Annotated in this window: 10 protein-coding genes; 7 read left to right on the top strand and 3 right to left on the bottom strand. The window is 62.4% G+C overall.

Features of this window, described 5'->3' with window-relative positions; all coding sequences use genetic code 11:
• Position 1 precedes the first annotated feature (1 nt).
• Positions 2 to 2,281, bottom strand: coding sequence for a hypothetical protein (locus HW566_RS11105; protein WP_178012884.1), 2,280 nt, complete (start codon positions 2,279 to 2,281; stop codon positions 2 to 4).
• A 38-nt stretch (positions 2,282 to 2,319) separates the two neighbouring features.
• Complete coding sequence (locus HW566_RS11100; protein ID WP_178012882.1) at positions 2,320 to 4,149, bottom strand: DUF4012 domain-containing protein; 1,830 nt, start codon at positions 4,147 to 4,149, stop codon at positions 2,320 to 2,322.
• Between the two features lie 258 nt (positions 4,150 to 4,407).
• Between HW566_RS11100 and HW566_RS11095 the strand changes: the two genes are divergently transcribed.
• From HW566_RS11095 to HW566_RS11065, 7 genes are all read left to right on the top strand, one after another.
• Positions 4,408 to 5,856 carry a sugar transferase gene (locus HW566_RS11095; RefSeq protein ID WP_178012880.1) on the top strand — a complete coding sequence of 483 codons (1,449 nt, stop codon included), beginning with the start codon at positions 4,408 to 4,410 and terminating at the stop codon, positions 5,854 to 5,856.
• A 32-nt stretch (positions 5,857 to 5,888) separates the two neighbouring features.
• The gene (locus HW566_RS11090) at positions 5,889 to 6,896 is read left to right on the top strand and encodes a GDP-mannose 4,6-dehydratase (RefSeq protein ID WP_178012878.1); all 1,008 of its coding nucleotides are present in this window, start codon (positions 5,889 to 5,891) and stop codon (positions 6,894 to 6,896) included.
• Entirely contained in the window at positions 6,893 to 7,849 is a 957-nt protein-coding gene (locus tag HW566_RS11085; protein ID WP_178012876.1) for an NAD-dependent epimerase/dehydratase family protein, read from the top strand. The genes HW566_RS11090 and HW566_RS11085 overlap by 4 nt, the downstream gene beginning before the upstream one ends.
• On the top strand, positions 7,830 to 8,966 hold the full coding sequence (locus tag HW566_RS11080; protein ID WP_178012874.1) for a glycosyltransferase: 1,137 nt from the start codon (positions 7,830 to 7,832) through the stop codon (positions 8,964 to 8,966). Before HW566_RS11085 ends, HW566_RS11080 begins: the two co-directional genes overlap by 20 nt.
• A complete protein-coding gene (locus tag HW566_RS11075) occupies positions 8,963 to 10,126 on the top strand; it encodes a glycosyltransferase (RefSeq protein WP_178012872.1) in 1,164 nt (387 codons plus the stop codon). Before HW566_RS11080 ends, HW566_RS11075 begins: the two co-directional genes overlap by 4 nt.
• Positions 10,127 to 10,167: 41 nt before the next feature.
• A complete protein-coding gene (locus HW566_RS11070; protein ID WP_178012870.1) occupies positions 10,168 to 11,175 on the top strand; it encodes a glycosyltransferase in 1,008 nt (335 codons plus the stop codon).
• Between the two features lie 403 nt (positions 11,176 to 11,578).
• Positions 11,579 to 16,528, top strand: coding sequence for a CBM96 family carbohydrate-binding protein (locus tag HW566_RS11065; protein WP_178012869.1), 4,950 nt, complete (start codon positions 11,579 to 11,581; stop codon positions 16,526 to 16,528).
• Here HW566_RS11065 and HW566_RS11060 read toward each other — a convergent pair.
• On the bottom strand, positions 16,517 to 17,398 hold the full coding sequence (locus tag HW566_RS11060; protein ID WP_178012867.1) for a hypothetical protein: 882 nt from the start codon (positions 17,396 to 17,398) through the stop codon (positions 16,517 to 16,519). The genes HW566_RS11065 and HW566_RS11060 overlap by 12 nt on opposite strands.
• Positions 17,399 to 17,485: the final 87 nt, after the last annotated feature.

Raw genomic sequence — 17,485 nt, 5'->3', positions numbered from 1 at the left:
TTCATGGCGGCGATCCCGGCGCTTCAAGTGTCCTCCCCACCGATGCGCTGAACCGCGACACGCGACGCCCATCACCCCGGTAGACCTCGACGCTGATGGTCTGGGGGACTTCCGGCGGGGCGAACGTGCGTTCAACGATGCCGAAGCCTGAGCCGCTATCACCCACCCTGATGTCAGAAGTGACACCGGTCCCGATGACGCGCACCCGGGTCGACGCGTCGACCACCCGCTCGTCGAGAACCACCCGCACCGACACCTCGCCCGCATTGCTCGCATGCGCCTCGGCTGTCACCCCTGATTCGTCGCGGCGGCCTAGGAAGATGATCTGAATATCAAGCTGCCTCTCGAAAATAATCGAGACACGATGGATGCTCCCACCGGCGATTCTTGCCGGGCTTCGTTCGATGCGTGTCGGAAGAGATTCGTTTCCGTAAGCGAACAGCACGCGGTGCCCATCGCGCTCCAACACAAGGCTGCGCGCTAGCGCCACGCCGCTGGTAGCGCCTTCATCGAAAACCGACCCGTCCGAGAATGTGACGGTGTCGCCCTCCTTCAGCAGCAAAGGAAGTGAGTGCGTACACTCGCCCACCCGGTCGGTGAAAAATGTGAATCCGAGTCCTCGATCCCAGTGACGCCACGCGGTCGCATAACCCGCTGCGTCCGACACGGTACGGTGCATAAAGAGCCCGCCCACTCGAGAGACGTCGGCAGAGTCAATGCCGCGGGCATGCGAAGTACGGCCGTCGAAGTAAAGGCTGCGGGAACTCGATCTTCGTGTTGAGAAAGCCCTCTCCGGCCCGAGGGTGTCCCAGCCCTCGGCAAGACCAGGATCGTTCGTGCTCGTAAGGACAGTTCCAATAGCCGGGCTCCATAGCGTGCCCAGTTGCCGAGTGGAGAGACCTGGAGGACGATGCCCGAAGACTCCGACCATGTAGTAGGCGGGCCGCCGGACGAAAAGGTAGGAATCACCCTCCGAACCCTGTTCCAGCCGGGTGAAGCGCTGATTGGTGAGCAGCGGGAGCGCGGCTTCGACTGCCTTTCGATGCGAGGCGTAAGGTCCCTTCGGCGCGATCGAACCATACATCCAAGTGCGTGGCGAGGTGTGAGGCTTCGCGAGCGGCTGAATGGGCCCAGCTGCCGAGCGAAAGGCGTCACGTGCGGCATTCTTTTCTTCGCGCGTCGGTAGAAACAACGCGAGGTCAGGCACTTCCGTCAAGAACACCTTGGCCAGCGCGGCTCGGTCGCCCAGATCATCTGCGGGGCGCCTCAGGCCGCTCACGGTATTCCGATTATGCAGAGCAGGAACGTGCGACAGCTCCGCCCCCCGAGGCTCCGGAATGACCGCGTAGCGCATGAACTCAGTGTAATTCTTAACCAGTGAAACTAGCGCAGGGTGCCGGGTTTGGAGGTACAGCCACGCCAGGTCGGGCATCGCCACCGTGAAATTGTATCCATAATCGACCCCGAACGGCTCGTGGGGGAATCCCGCGTCCGCGACACCGTGATCGCAAAGGAAAGATATCCGTTCGCTGATCATCGCCTGATCTATCGGCATGAAATCCAGCACCTGCAGTGCACGCTGTGCGCCAACTAGCCCGGCAGCGACCTGATTGAAGTATCCTATTGGCGGTTGCCAGTGCGCCGCGTCCGTGTTCATAAACCAAACGGCTGCGCGCTTGATGCTTCGCTCAAGCCGCGAACAGCTAACGCGAGCGGCTCCCGATGTGCGAAGCATTTCGTACGTGTCCGACTGCGCCACGAGGCCGAAGGCTGTCGCAGCTAACGAAGACTCACCCCCGTATTCCGGGTAGGTCCCATCCTCAAATTGCATTTCAGTGTAATAACGAACCGACGCTTCCAGTCGAGCCAGCAATGCCGGGTCACGGTACAATTCGAATCCGCGCCTGTTCCAAGACCTTTCGTTGGCGTAGAACCACGACAAGGTTGACACATGTTCCATCATCCGTGAATTGCGGGGGTCATGGGTCCCCTCCGGGCGCCACCATCCTCCGCCCATGAATCCGAAGTCATCCCCATAGTCGATGATGTCGTTCGACATGGGAACGACGCTCATGAGGTACTGGGCAAAGACTTGCTCATTCTCACCGAACAGCAAACGATCTGGGGAAGGAAAAGGGACTACCAACGGCAGCGCCGATGACTCGCGGAGGGGAGATGACGGGGCGAGCGCCGGTATGGCCGCCACAGCACCCAACGCCACGGCACCCCGGACAAATGCGCGACGCGACAGCCGCACCCCTTCGTCCTCGCTCGTTCGCATACCGCTACCGTTCGGCTTGCTAAGTCGCAGCGAACTCGTCAGCCTGCGCAGCCCGGGGCATCGATCGTCACGGGAGTCTCGCGCACCATCGGGGTGTACCACGCCTCGAGCGGGCCGTACTCGGCGTCTGCGACGCCGGTGAACGTCGCGCTGACGGTGTGCGAGGAGGCCGGATCATTCACGACGTTGACCTTCACCGCAGGGCGGCCGAGGTGTTCGACCGGGGTCGCTTCCACGGCGTTCCCGTCGACTGTCGCTGAAGCGAAAGTCGAGCCGACCGGGCCGTAGAGCACGAGATCGGTGCTGATGACGCCCTTGGGAAAGAAGCGGGCCGTCGAGACGTAACGTGGCAGATCAGCAACCTCATCCGGCTGCAGAGTCGAAGTCAGCGACGAGTTCACCGTGAAAGTTGGAGCGGCACCAGCGGCGACGTTGCACACGTCGGACGACACCGTCACGGCCGTGTCCATGTAATAGTCCAACTTGCCCTCGGTGATGTCATTCACGTACGAGCCCACCATCGTCATCTGCGAGTTGTCCCCGGGCAGCGCGCCCGTCATACGGCTGCCCGAGATGATCTCCGCCTCCGCCGGAGAGGTCGGCACGTAAAGGATGCGCCCCTCTTCGGCAGCGCGCGCGACCTGATCGACAAGGGCACGCGGGTTGGACACCGAGGTGATGGAATCAAAGACGGCCGCCGCCGCTACAGCGAAGAACGCGTCCTGGCGCGGGTTGTCGATCACGCCGACACCGCTGTTGAAGCGGTAATAGACGTCGCTGAGCAACGTCGAAACGACGTTGCTCGCGTCCAACACCTCGCCCGTTGGCAAGGTCACGGGGCCGGTCGCATTCATGATGTAGCTCAGCGCGACAGGGTCGATCGACAGCGTGCCGTCGATGGGCGTACCGAACTCCTCGGCCCAGAAGGCGCCCATGATGCGGGCGGAGTCGGGGAAGTCCGGCGTCGTGGTGACATCCTGCATGTAGCGCCCGACCTTGTCGCCGTAGAGGGCGAGGACAGCGGGGTCGAGTTCGACGATCGGGTTCGGCCGGCCGTTGTTGAAGTCGGTGCTCGAGGCTTGCTGCGTGATCGAGATCGCGCCATTGTCTGCCGTGATCATGACGAGCGATGCGGGGTTTCCGCCCGTGCCTCGCGACTCGGCGTTGTTCTGAACCAGCACGAGATAGTTACGCGCTCCCTCGGCGCCCAGAATACCCGGGAGGATCGCCAGCGTCTTCTGCGCGGGCTCGACCACCGGTTCGATCTCGGCCAACGCGTCATCCAGCTGCGCGACGCCGGACGACACCTGATCGATCAGTGCCGATCTGTCGATACCGTCGACCGTCGCGCGTGCCTCGCTCAGAGCGATCGCGGCCTGATCGAGGATGTCCGACGCCACATCGAGCTGTGCGACGTCGATACGACCGTCGACGGGGGCAAGGCTCGACAGACTCAGCCCGGCCGCGGGTTCGAGCGCCTCGACAACCAGCGTGTCGATCGTTTCAGCGATTTCACGCACGGCCGTCAGATTGGCGCCGACGACCGGTACAGCTTCCCCGAACCGCCACAATCCTCCGTCGGCCTGCTCCTTTGCTTCACCGGTGAGGGTCCGCAGCTGAGCGACGGTGGCTTGCGCCGCCGCGGTATCGCTCGCGAGCACCTGCTCCTTCGCCGTCGACGCGAGAGGGATGGCGGTCTGCAGGGAGTCGCGAGCAGCGAATGCACGGTCCGCGATGGCTTTCGCCATGAGAGCCCCGGTGACGCCGACGGCGACGATCAGGACGAGGATGCCGACAGGCACCCAGAACCGGAAACTCCGGAGAAGCGGTCGCTTCGGTTTACGGGATCGACGAGTCTCTTCGGGCACCAGCACATCCTAGGTCGCGCACTCTGCATGCTTGCGGTGCGCTCGCGACGCGTCAGCTCACGTGGCGGATTGCTTCGGCCGTTTACACACTGGACACACGCTGAAGGTAGCCTGAGTATCTGCGATGTACCGAACGAGGGGTGCGGTGTGACGTCAGAGGCAGGGTTCGCACTATTGTCGACCGATTCGTCGGTCGCATCCTCAGCGAGCCAGACGGACGCAGGTCCGCAACGGCCTTCCACCTCTCCCATCCCCACTATGCCGACCCCGCGTGACTGGCGCCCCGCATACGCTCGTCGACTGCGCATCACGGACTTCGTCGTTCTTGTCGGCGTTGTTTTCGGCGCACAGGTCATCTGGTTCGGAACCGGGAATGTCGAAGTCGCGATCCGCGCCGACTACCGGGTGACGGAGCTTTCTTACTGGTATTTCTCCACGGCTCTTGTGCTCGCCTGGATGATGGTGCTCCATCTCATCGATTCGCGGAGCCATCGCGTCGTCGGCACCGGTATGGACGAATACAAGCGGGTCGTGGATGCGAGCTTCCGCCTGTTCGGATTCATCGCCATCTTCGCCTTCTTGCTTCAAGTCGACGTCGCACGGGGATTCCTTCTGATCAGCCTGCCCGCCGGGGTTGTCGCGCTCGTCATCGAGCGATGGATGTGGCGACAGTGGCTCATTCGCAAGCGCCGGCGCGGCGAATACTCGGCACGGGTGCTTCTGGTCGGGTCGGAGCAATCGGTCTCACACATCGCGGCTGAACTGACTCGCACGCCTCAAGCCGGGTACTCGGTCGTTGGCGCCTGCGTACCGACGGGGCGCATCGCAGACGTAATCCCGGGGACCGCGATTCCGATTATGGGCAACGTCAACACCATCGACAGGGCTCTCTTGGTGACGGGGGCAGACACCGTAGCGGTGACCAGCACCGACGACCTGCCGGCATCGAAGGTCAAGCAGATCTCGTGGCAGCTCGAATCCGGCCGCCAGCACCTGGTGCTTGCGCCGAGCATCATTGATATCGCTGGCCCGCGGCTGCACACCCGGCCGGTTGCGGGACTTCCGCTCATCCACGTCGAGACACCGCGTTTCAGCGGCGGACAGCGTCTCGTTAAGCGGATGGTCGACCTCGTAGCGAGCGTCCTCGGGGTGATCGTCATCAGCCCAATACTCGCTGCACTGGCCGTCACGGTTCGCCTGAGCTCGAGCGGTCCCGTGCTCTTCCGTCAGAAGCGAGTCGGATTGCGCGGCCGCGAGTTCACCATGCTCAAGTTCCGATCCATGGTCGAGAACGCGGAGGAAATCCTCCCCGACCTTCTTGCAGAGCAGCGCGACGCCGGTAACGAAGTGCTCTTCAAGATGAAGAACGATCCTCGAGTCACACCTGTCGGGCGCTTCATGCGCAAGTTCAGCCTCGACGAGTTGCCCCAACTGTTCAATGTGATCGGTGGGTCCATGTCGCTCGTCGGCCCACGCCCGCCGCTGCCCAGCGAAGTCGAGCAGTATGCCGATCATGTACATCGCCGGTTCCTCGCGAAACCGGGCATCACTGGACTCTGGCAGGTGAGTGGGCGGTCTGCTCTCTCGTGGGAGGATTCTGTTCGACTGGATCTCTCGTATGTAGAGAACTGGAGTCTCCTCGGTGACATCGTGATCCTCGCGAAGACTGCCCGAGCTGCGGTCGCCCCCGGCGCGACCGCATTTTGACCTTCCCTTCCAGCCGACTCAAGGAGAACGATTTGTCTGAGAAGCGCCGCGCGCTCGTCACCGGTATCACCGGCCAGGACGGTGGCCACATTGCCGAGTTGTTGCACCAGAAGGGCTATGAGGTCTTCGGCCTGATTCGCGGCCAGAACAACCCGCGTCGCACGGCGGTCGAGGCAGAGTTCCCGTACGTCACCCTCATCGAGGGCGATCTCACAGACCCGACATCGCTCGTGCGCGCTGTGGAGACGGCCGACCCGCACGAACTCTATAATCTGGCTGCCGTCAGTCACGTCGGCTACTCGTTCAAGAACCCGACGCTTACTGCAGACGTCACCGCGAAGGGCGTTCTGAACGTCCTGGAGGCGGTGCGCATCACGAACCGCACACAACACACCCGTGTCTACCAGGCATCCACGTCGGAGATGTTTGGCGGCCTCGACTACAACCGCCCGGGCGCTGGTTACAACGAGCAGTCGCTCTTCCACCCGCGTAGCCCCTACGGTGTAGCGAAGCTGTACGGCCATTGGATCGCGAAGAACTACCGCGAGAGTTACGACATGTTCGTCGCGTGCGGCATCCTGTTCAACCACGAGGGTGAACGGCGCGGGGTCGAGTTCGTTACGCGGAAGATCACTCATGCTGTGGCCCGTATCAAACTCGGACTCCAGACTCACATTGAGTTGGGCGACCTCTGGCCCAAGCGGGATTGGGGCTACGCGGGCGACTACGTCGATGGCATGTGGCGGATGCTGCAGCACGGGCAGCCCGAGGACTTTGTGCTGGCCTCAGGCGAGACTCATTCGATCGAGGAATTCCTGACGCTCGCGTTCGCAGAGATCGGCATCGACGACTGGCGCCCTTATGTCACTCAGAATCCGGCCTTCATGCGTCCCGCAGAGGTCGACATCTTGCTCGGCGACCCTACGCTCGCACAGGATGTGCTCGGCTGGCGCCGCGAAGTCGACTTCCCAGGCTTGGTGAAGCTGATGGTCAAGCATGATCTCGCGACGCAGGCGCAGTTGGTGGCAACAGTCTCGTGACTCTGAGGACCCTGCTGATCACGGGCGGTAACGGGTTTGTCGGTGCCCATGTAGCGGCAATGGCCGCGGAGGAGGGTATCTCGGTATGGGCGGCCGGGCGAGAGTCCCGCCCTCACGAGAGACTTGCCCCCTATTGCGACGAGTACTTCTCGCGCGACCTGAATGAGGAATGGCGTCTGCCAGAGGGACCAGATGCCGTCGTGCACCTGGCCGGTCTCGCTGCCGTCGGCCTATCGTTCGACAGGCCGCAGCGATACATCTCCGTCAACAGCAGCATCATGACCAACATGTGCGAGACGCTCCTTCATCAGGACAAACGGCCTCGGGTAATCGTCGTGAGTTCGGGATCGGTATACGCGCCTCCGGCCGACACGGGTGACGCGTTGAGCGAAGACTCTCCTCTGACTGCGACGTCGCCCTACGCCGTCGCCAAGATGCTGGTCGAGAATCAAGCGGCGTACTACGCGAAGCGAGGGCTCGACACGATCGTCGCGCGCCCGTTCAACCACATCGGCCCCGGACAGAGCAGCGGCTTCCTCGTCCCCGATCTCACCGCCGCAGTGAACGATCTACCGTTGGGCGCCGTATTGAACGCGGCGAATCTGCATGCAGCACGCGATTTCACAGATGTGCGAGATGTCGCGCGCGCGTACCTCACGCTGGCCGAGGCCGCCTCTCATCGCCATCAGACGTACAACGTGGCTTCGGGCGTCGCTCACAGCGGCTTCGACGTGCTCGCGACCATCTGCGAGATTCTCGGTCGACCGACGCCTGAAGTGCGAATCGACCCTTCAAAGCTGCGCCCGACAGATCCGATGAGAATCACTGGGGACTCCAGCAGACTACGATCCGAGTTCGGCTGGTCCCCAACCGTCCCTTGGCAACGATCCATCGCTGATTTCCTCAGCGACAACGAAGCGGTGAAGAAGACTAATGTCCACGCCCACGGATGAGACCCACCCGCGCGTCACGATCGCGCACGATTACATCACGCAGCGCGGAGGAGCCGAGAAAGTGGTCCTCGCGCTGCATCGCGCCTTTCCCGATGCGCCGGTGTACACCACTCTGTTCGAGCCTGAACTCACCTATCCCGAGTTTGCAGACGTCGAGGTCATACCCTCGGCACTGAATCGGGTGCGGCTGTTCCGACGATCACATCGGCTCGCGCTCCCCTTTCTCGCCGGCGCAGCCCACAGCGTCCGCGTGCCTGCGAAGCACACCATTGTCAGTACCAGCGGCTGGGCGCACGGCTTCCGCACTACCGGAAGCAAGATCGTCTACTGCTACTCCCCTGCCCGGTGGCTCTACCAGCGCGACGCTTATCTCGGCTCCACAAAGCTGACCGCACAACGAATTGCACTGAACCTCATGTCACCGTTCTTGAAACGATGGGATCGAAAGCGGGCAGCTACGGCAACCAAGTACTTCGCGATCTCGACGGTCGTGAAGCAGCGCATCCGCGATGCCTATGGCATCGACGCTGAGGTGCTTCCTGCGCCCCACTCGATTGACATCGCGCTGCCGCAGGAGCCGGTCGATCTCGCCCCGATAGGCAATCCCGGCGGATTCTACCTGTGTATCTCGCGACTCCTGCCCTATAAGAATGTCGACGCGGTCATCGAGGCGTTTAACGATCTCGGCTACCCGTTGGTCGTCGTCGGTGCCGGCCCTGAGGAGAAGCGCCTAGCCTCCCTCGCGGGACCGAATGTGCTCATGCTCAAGGACCTCACCGATGGCCAGATGCGCTGGCTATACCAGCGTTCGGAAGCAGTGGTATCGGCGAGCTTTGAGGACTTCGGCCTCACCCCGATCGAGGCGGCGGCGTACGGCAAGCACTCGATTGTGCTGCGCTGGGGTGGCTTCCTCGACACCATTAGGGAGGGCGAGACCGGGGTCTACTTTGATGCTCCCGAACCAAAGGCGATTGCCGCAGCCGTCGAGGAGAGTCGCCGGATCGAGTGGGACTCCGAGTTGATCCGCAAGCACACTGAGCTTTTCTCCGAGGAGCACTTCGCGCGACGTTTGAGGCAGGAGATCGAATCGATCGAAATGCCAGCAACGACGTCATGAGCGACAGCGTAAAGGTCGTCTTTGTCGATCATTCGAGCGAGCGAGGCGGTGCTGAAATGGCACTCGAGCGCCTTCTTCAGACGCGACAGGACTGGCGTGCGAGTCTCGTCGTGCCGCGCGCGCTCGATGGCCGAAAGGACGCCTTCACCTCGCACGCTGAAGGTGTCGAGGTCATTCGCAGCGGCCCCCAGCACAGTGCCCGTAAGACCAGCCGCGGGGGCCGTCTCGCCGAGGTCGCGCTAGCGTGGCGCATCGCTCGCTCAGCGCTCGGTCTCGTGACGACGGCCGCAGTTAGACAGGCGGACGTAGTGGTCGCGAATACGACACGGGCAAGCGTTTACGTAGCGCTCGCCTGCGCTTTGTTGCGTAAGCCCTACGCAATTCACGTACGCGACCTCATCGAAGCCGCCGCGATCGGATCCGCTGCGACCACTCTCATGCGTCGGATCGTGCTGCCCCGCGCCACCGCCGTCATCGCCAATTCCCGCGCATCTCTTGCGTTGGTCGCCCCGTACGTTCGCGCGAGCTGCCTGCAATCGGTGATCCCGAGCCCCGCTGGGCTCACGATACGTGAGGCGTCGCAGGTGACCGTCGCCACCACGGCGACCCGAATCGGCATGGTGGCTCGCCTCGACCCTTGGAAGGGACAGGAATTGCTCATCGAGGCGTTCACCAAAGCCTTTTCCGAGGGCAACGAACGTCTCGTCCTTTTCGGTGGAGCGGCCTTCGGGCATGACGAGTTTCCCGACGAGCTTCGCGCCCTGGCCTTGCGGCGCGGGGTCGGTGAACGCGTCGAGTTGGCGGGGCATACTTCGGATGTTGCGGGTGCAATCGACTCGCTCGATATCTGCGTCCAGAGCTCGACCCGACCCGAGCCGCTCGGGCAGAACGTCCTTCAGTACCTCGCTGCAGGCAAACCGACCGTAGTAGCCGACGAGGGCGGCCCGGCCGAATGGGTTACGCATGATGTCAACGGTCTGACCTTCACCGCTCGAGATGACGACTCGCTCGCCGCTGCGCTGCGGAGGCTTGTTGACGACGAGACCCTGCGATTGCGGCTGGCCCGAGCCGCCGCCTCCACTCCCCGTCTACTCGCAGATACCGACGTCGGCGCGGAGATCCACGGAATCGTTTCGCGAATCGCCAGGGAGCACGCGTGAGAATCTGTTTTGTCGCGGCCCCACTCATCGCGCGTAGCGGCGTGTACAACTCGGCCAGCGAGCTCGTGCGGGCTGGACGTGCAGCCGGAAACGATTGGCACGCAGTTTTGGGAGTGTCCTCGAAAGCGGGGAGCGAGCCCCGCGACGAGGCCGGCATCTTCGAGTTCACCGCGGAGCCGGGCGGTGTGGGCGGCGTGGTGGGCCTATCCCGGCGACTGATGTCGCTGCCCCAGGTGCGCGACGCGGAGCTTGTCGTCAGCCTGGTGCCGCAAACCGACATGGCACTCAGCATCTCCACAAAGGCCTGGGTCGCCTACCTACGCGGACTTCCCTGGCCCGCGCGGGGCGAGGCGAACTCGCTGAAGTCGGCCGTCTGGAAAATTCTCGAACTCACGGCGCTCCGTCGCGCGCGCGACGTCTGGGCGACAACCCCGATGCTCGCTCGCGAGACCGGCTCAGCGGTCAAACGGTTGGTACCGCCGGGCATTGCGCGGCCTTCGGCTCCGAGCGGCGACCACCCGCGCAACACGTTCGTATGGGCCGCGCGCTACTCGGCCGACAAGAACCCTCTACTTTTCGCTGATGCGCTGAGAGACTCTAGTTTGTCAGGCATCATGTACGGCGCAGGACCAATGGCCGACCGGATCCGTGACTATGCCCCCTCGAACGTCTCGGTGCCTGGCTGGGCCGCTGCCGGTGAGCTCTGGGCCAACGCACGGGCATACGTCGGCACATCATCACGCGAGGCATTCGGCCGCAGCGCTGTTGAGGCGGCGATGCTCGGCATTCCCCCGATCATCTCATCCGCCTTCGGTTGCGCGGAAATGCTGTATACCGACGCCGAGCTTGCACGCGTGATGATCATCGATTCGCCAGATCCGACGCGCTGGCGCGCCGTGATGGAGAGGGTAGCTTCGGATCAGGAGCTCCATGATGCCGCGGCGGCGCACGCACGGCAGAATAGCCTCACGCTCACCGTAGAGGCATCAGCCGAGTACGTTGCCGCCGCCGCATTGACCGCAGCTGAGGTCAGCTTCGGTCGGGCGTAGGCAGCACCACCCTGGCGCCAGTTCGGATGTGGACCAAACACGACCATGCTGCATCGTCGTCCGAACAAGCGCGTCCCTGTCGGATGTTCACCAGTTCGCCGCGCGCCTCACACGCGCAGAGACTGCTACGCGTCGCGGCCGGTCTGGATTGGACCACATGTGCCTGATTCTCGACTTTGAGCTGAACTGTCACGCTGCCGCAACCACGTCGGACCTGGACGACACTCAGATCGTCGGCGTCGCGATCCGCCTATCGCACGAACACCCACTTCATACTGGGAACACGCCGACATTCGCGTAACCTGGCAACCATCTCCTGGCGTCGACCCCATTCCCCCACCCCATCGGAGCAGGCATGAACTGGTTGGACTCGTAGTCCATGAACTATTGGCGAAACATGCTCATGGTCCTCGTCGCCGTTGCGACCCTCGTCGTTGGAACAGGAGTAGTCACGCCTGAGCCTGCCGACGCCGCGGCCCGAACGTCCGTCGACGTTCGGGCGAGCCACCCACGACTGCTTGTGACCGATGAGAGCGCCTTTGCCGATATCAAGGCAAACTCATCGACTGACTCAGTGACGGCGCGACTGATGAAGCAGGTCTTGAGCTCTGCTGACTACCAACTGACACAGCCGGTCGTCGGGTACGACTTTCAAGATTCGACGCGGATGACCACGACAGCGAAGGCGTTGGTGGATCGCGCTTACTCGCTCTCGCTGGCGTGGCGACTGACAGGCGATAAGAAGTACATGGAGCGGCTGTGGAGTAATCTCGAGTCAGCCGCGCGGTTTCCAAACTGGAATCCAGGGATGTTCTTGGATACTGCGGAGATCGCCAACGCTTTCGCAGTTTCCTACGACTGGGGTTATAGCTACTGGAGCGAATCCCGCCGAGCGACGTTGCGAAACGCTATTCTTGACAAGGCGCTGCGCCCCGCCCTGCCGCTCTATTCGGCGCCCCCGGGCGATCCCGAGTCGTGGGTCACTGCGAGCCACAACCGCAATGTCGTCGTCAACAGCGGCCTCGGCCTCGCCAGCCTCGCGATCATAACCGAGGATACGAGCGGCGATGCTCGACGCGTGCTCGACTTCGCCATGGACTCCATAAAGAACGGCTTGAGGGGCTACCTGGCCGATGGCAGCTACGCAGAAGGCCCGATGTACTGGGAGTACGCAACTGACTACTCGACACTCTTTCTGAATGCTCTCTCGTCCTCGACGGGCTCCACTCACGGGCTCGTAGACATCGGAGGCTTGACGAGGAGCGGCGCATTCGTCCGCGACCTCATGACGCCTTCCGGAGACTACTTCACGTATGCGAGCAGTGACGCCGTCGTTTATCCCGCCATGGGGTTTTCGGGTCTCGCCCGACTGACCGGGGATCGTGAGTTGGAAGCGGTTTCCGCGGGAATGGACACCAGCCGGCGGGCGGCCCAGCGCCTCGTCTGGCGAGACCCGACGGTGGCACCAATAACGGCGCCGGATCAGTCGCGTCCGCGCGTCGCGGTATACGGTGACGCCGGGATCGCCACGGTGCGCGGCGACTCCGTCGACGCGGGTGCCACATTCGCAGCACTGCGATACGGTGGCGACCCGACAGTTGGGCACCGACAGTCCGATGCCGGGGATGTCATGATTGCGGTTGGTGGCATCACCTGGGCCGAACAGCTTGGACTAGATCGAACGAGCTACACAGCGCTTGCCAACGGAGCTCCCGTGTCTTCCAGGTGGAGCTACTACCGCAACCGGATCGAAGGGCACAACACACTCACACTCGATCGCGACTCGATGAACGACTACCGTGATGCTCCCGGGGGCACCCTGGTCTCATCGGGGTCGGGGCGGTTCGGTGCTTACGCCGTTGCGGACGTGAGCGCGTCCCGTGGCGCGCCCGTTGGAACCTGGCTACGCGGTATTCGAGTACTTTCGTCGATACGTCAGGTCGTGCTGCAAGATGAGGTTGCAGTTGCCAGCGGTGCGACGGCTCGGTGGAGCCTCCACACGTCCGCGGGCGTAGAGATTACTCAGTCGGGTCGATCTGCCCTGTTGTACAAAGATGGACAGCGTCTGCTCGTCGAGCTCTCCGCCGCGGACAGCGTGCGATTCCGTGCAACGCCCGCAGTGCCGTCTCCAATCTCCCCCTCACCGACTCAAGACGCGAACACCGCAATCACCAAGCTCGTCGCGGACGTTCCTGGCGGCTCGCGCCAGTCGATTACGGTGACGATGACGCTACTCCCACCCACCGCGGACCCCGGCTCTCGCGTTGGTGAAGTTCGCGCCCTCGAGGCGTGGGGCTCACTGCCGACGCAGTCGACCGGACTATCGCGCCTGACTGTTGACGGCGCCCAGGTGGAGGACTTCAGTCCGGAACGTCGCTCCTATACCCACTATCGAGACCCCGCCCTCCCCCAACCGATCGTCGGCGCTCGCGATGCTCGTGGGAACGCCGTCGCGGTCGCGGCGGTACCAGGTACCCCCGGCTCTTATCTAGTCGGCGGCTCACCTAACGGGGACTCGGGGGTGCTTCTATCAATACTTCCTGAACGAACGACAATCACGGCAGCCTCTGCAACTGCAACAACGCGGGGTAGCGTGGGTGCGGTCTTCGACGGCAACGAGTCAACCGGCTGGGCCGCCACGGGCGCCCAGCACATCGATCTGACGCTACGGGGTAGCGTCGAACTTCATCGCTTGGACATTCTCTGGACCGCTAACTCAACTCGACGAATCGACTACCGAATTCTCGTGCTTAGCGGCACCACCTGGAGTACCGCTGCTTCTGGGAGTCACCGGTCCGTTTCGGGATGGTCGACGAATACGTTCGCAACACCCCAGAGCACGTCCAAGATCAGAATCGAGGTGCTCGGGGACCCGGGGGGAGATCGGACGTCGACTATTCGAGAAGTAGAAGTCTCCGGATTCCGCGAGAGCCCTGTCCCGCCAAACCTGGCGCCGGGAGCGTGGGGCGTCACTGTAGCGCCATTGCCGACATCGATCGCAACAGAGGAATGGATCCCGCTAAACGCGACTGCCACCGGAGGCGCGGCTGGCGCGAGTTTCGAAGCTGTGTCGGGTGATCGTACAGTAGTCGCAACAGAGGCCCGGGCAGCCATCGGAGTCGCACCCGGCACTGCCCCAGTCGGCGTCTACGCAAGGGTCGGCGACTGGGAGTACCCGTCGCAACGTGCGGAAGTCGCGGTGCGTCCATCACACTCGCTCTCTATTAGAGCGACGAAGGACACGTTCGTGGAAGGAGGCGCGAGCTCCGACCGCAACTTCGGAAGGGCGGATCGCCTTGACGTGAAAGCGGCATCGCCCGCTACTCCGCCCGACGGAACGCGTGTTCGAACTAGTCTCATTGCCTTCGATCTTTCCGGTATCGATCCGGAGAGAATCGCGAGTGCCGTCCTCGTGCTAACGGGATCCATCGCCGACAACGCCAGCGGAGACGCGGTCCGCGTCGATGCCTATCAGGTCGACGGAATGTGGACGGACAAGAACGCAACGTATCAAAATCGGCCGTCGCTGGGCGCCCCGATCGGAAGCATGGTGACAACCCGTCAACGAGGTGAGTCCCGCCTGGACCTCACAGCGGTCCTCCGCGAGCTCTCGCACGAGACCCTACGCGACTTCGATCTAGCGCTGGGCGGAAACGTCCCGGCCGATCCTACGCTCATGGCGCGCTTTGGTAGCAGCGAGTCGTTGGACCCGCCCCGCATTGAGGTCCGGCTTAGCCCAGTTTCGCAAGCAATTGAAAAGTCTACGGCCTCCGGTACATTGCGCGGGACGTCCGCCGCAACCTACGACAACTCGATATCGAGCGGCTGGGCAGCAAGAGGAGGCGCATCTGCGACTTGGACGCTTCCGCAATCGACGCTGATCCGAACGATCAGGACGGATTGGAGTCCCGACTCGAGTCGTAAAGTGACGTTTCGAGTGCGAACTTCCCTCGACGGGAACACCTGGAACGACGCAGGCTCTTTCACCTACTCCGGCGCCGCCGGCTCTGCGGACTACCAACTCAGATATGCCTACAACGCCCGCCACGTGCGCCTGGAGTTGATCTCCGCCGTGCCAACCTGGCAAGCCACACTTCGCGAGGTGGATCTTCTTTCGCCAGGCGCAGCTCCCGCCGAGGTGCCGACTCCGCTATTTGCCGATGCGACGGTGGCCGCACCACCAAAACTTTCTGTGCACCAAGCAGGTTCTATCACAACAAGGATCACGGACCTTCTTGGGACTCCGGTTCAAAACGTGGCCGTGACGCACCGTTCAGACAAGCCAGAGATTGTTAGCGTCAACGCATCAGGACGGGTCTTGGCCCAAGCAGCTGGCACAGCCACAGTGACAACGACCATCTCACAGGGAACTCTTTCACGAACATTCACCAACATGATTTTGGTGTCGCGAAGCGACTTGGTGACCGTCGCTCCAAGCGCCGATACCTTCGTGGAAGGAGGAGCCTCAGCCAACACCGTCTTCGGGTCCCGCGCGCGCCTCGACGTGAAAGCACAGTCACCCGGATCCCCCGCGGATGGCACTCGCGTTCGCCACGCTTTCCTCTCATTCAACCTGAGTGGCATTGACCCCCTCTCTATAACCTCCGCGACGCTTTCCCTGAACGGTGCCCTCATCGACGACCCCAGTATCCCCGAGGCTGTCGTCCATGTTTACGAGGTGACGGACGATTGGAACGAGACGGCGACTACCTACACGAATCGTCCGGGCCTCGGGAAGCTGCTTACGTCATTCAAAATCACTCGTGAGTCCGGAGCAAGGGAGATCGATCTGACAGGTTATCTCCGCCAACTCTCCGCTGCTGGGATGGGCACGGTTGCGATTGGGCTTGGCGGATCAGTACCCCGCACTCCTGAGTCACTCCTCGCACGATTCGACTCCCGCGAAGCAGGGGAGGCGCTTGCCCCGAAGCTCGTGATCCAACGCGCCGTCACAGGGATCGGGATCGCGTCGACGGCGGCTACAGCCACGTCGCGCGGCACAGCGGCTTCCACCGTCGACGGGAACGAGAACACTGGTTGGGCCGCGGACGGGGATCAGAGCATTACCTGGCGCCTAACGCAACCCAGCTCCGTGGGATCCGTCCGCCTCCTGTGGACTGCGAACAATTCCAGATACGTCAAGTACGAGCTTTTAGGCTCGGCGGACGGCAAACAGTGGACGAAGCTTCATGACGGTGACTACCGTGGGGCGTCCGGATGGCAAACCATATATCTCCCCCGCCCCGCCGCGGTTAGCCTCATACGAATGATGGTTCACGGAGATCCACAAGGCCATCGGCAGACGACCTTGCGCGAGATCGTCGTTATGTCTGACGCGACATCAACCGGCTGACATGGCACGATCAGCGATAGCCGCCCGATAGGTCGAGGCGTACTCTGCTGCGATAACTTCCCAGTCCAAAGCGCTCAGATCAGGACGCGCTGCTCGCTCTGACTCCGCTGCCGCCGCCTTCACCACATCAGCAAGCCGCTCAGGCGAAAGCGGAAGATCGAAAAGGTAAACCCAATCGGGTCCGAACTGCTCGGCATAATATTCGGTGGCGGGCGTGCGGGGAACTATCACGGGGCGCCCGATTGTCAAGGACATAATGAGAGCGCCCGAATTATAGAGATCAGCGTACGGCAGAATTATGACCGATGCGCGAGAAATCTCATCGATGAGCTCAGCGTCGCGCAACGCGGCCAACCGTGCGGAAATATTGCGGGAGGGAGAATCTGCAACGGCCGATCGAACTGCGTCAGCAGTCAGGGCGTCATAAGGTTTCCCCACTACCCGGAGCTCATAGCCTTCGTTCGGCAGCGAAGCAGCAGCAAAACTCGACACAAGTAGCGGCACGTTCTTGTATGCCCGAATAAAGCCGAAGTAGAGGAGGCGCTTGCTCTCCGCGTCGGGCAGACCTCGGTCAGGCACTAGCGAACGGTAGTTCCCGTGCGGAATCACGTCCGCGACCGCAGGCAAATTCGTGATCGCGACGGCCGGATTCAAGACCACGAACCTGTCGACAAGTCTTTCCAATCGCGAGAGTTCGCGATTCGCTGCCGCGCCATGACTCTCGTGGGAGGCTAGGTTGTGAATGGTAAGCACCACCGCAGTGCCGCGCGCACGCAGCAACCTCATCCAAATGCGGAATCTGACCCGCTTAGCAAAGGAAGCGATGCGGTTGCTCGCCGAGAAGTACTTTTCCGGCCACTGGAAGTGCACGACGTCCCAGTGCCGGATGAATGCTGAACGCCAAGAGAAGTAGCTGGACTCGACATCGGCTGGTAGCGCCTCGATTAGGAGGGACGC

The sequence above is a fragment of the Microbacterium oleivorans genome, assembly GCF_013389665.1.
GTDB lineage: Bacteria > Actinomycetota > Actinomycetes > Actinomycetales > Microbacteriaceae > Microbacterium > Microbacterium oleivorans_C.
This window is presented reverse-complemented; position numbering and strand designations above follow the sequence as displayed.

Excerpts from the sequence above, each read along its gene's own strand:
- HW566_RS11105 (WP_178012884.1), bottom strand. The coding sequence starts at position 2,281 with ATGCGAACGAGCGAGGACGAAGGGGTGCGGCTGTCGCGTCGCGCATTT.
- HW566_RS11095 (WP_178012880.1), top strand. The coding sequence starts at position 4,408 with ATGCCGACCCCGCGTGACTGGCGCCCCGCATACGCTCGTCGACTGCGC.
- HW566_RS11080 (WP_178012874.1), top strand. The coding sequence starts at position 7,830 with ATGTCCACGCCCACGGATGAGACCCACCCGCGCGTCACGATCGCGCAC.
- HW566_RS11075 (WP_178012872.1), top strand. The coding sequence starts at position 8,963 with ATGAGCGACAGCGTAAAGGTCGTCTTTGTCGATCATTCGAGCGAGCGA.
- HW566_RS11065 (WP_178012869.1), top strand. The coding sequence starts at position 11,579 with ATGGTCCTCGTCGCCGTTGCGACCCTCGTCGTTGGAACAGGAGTAGTC.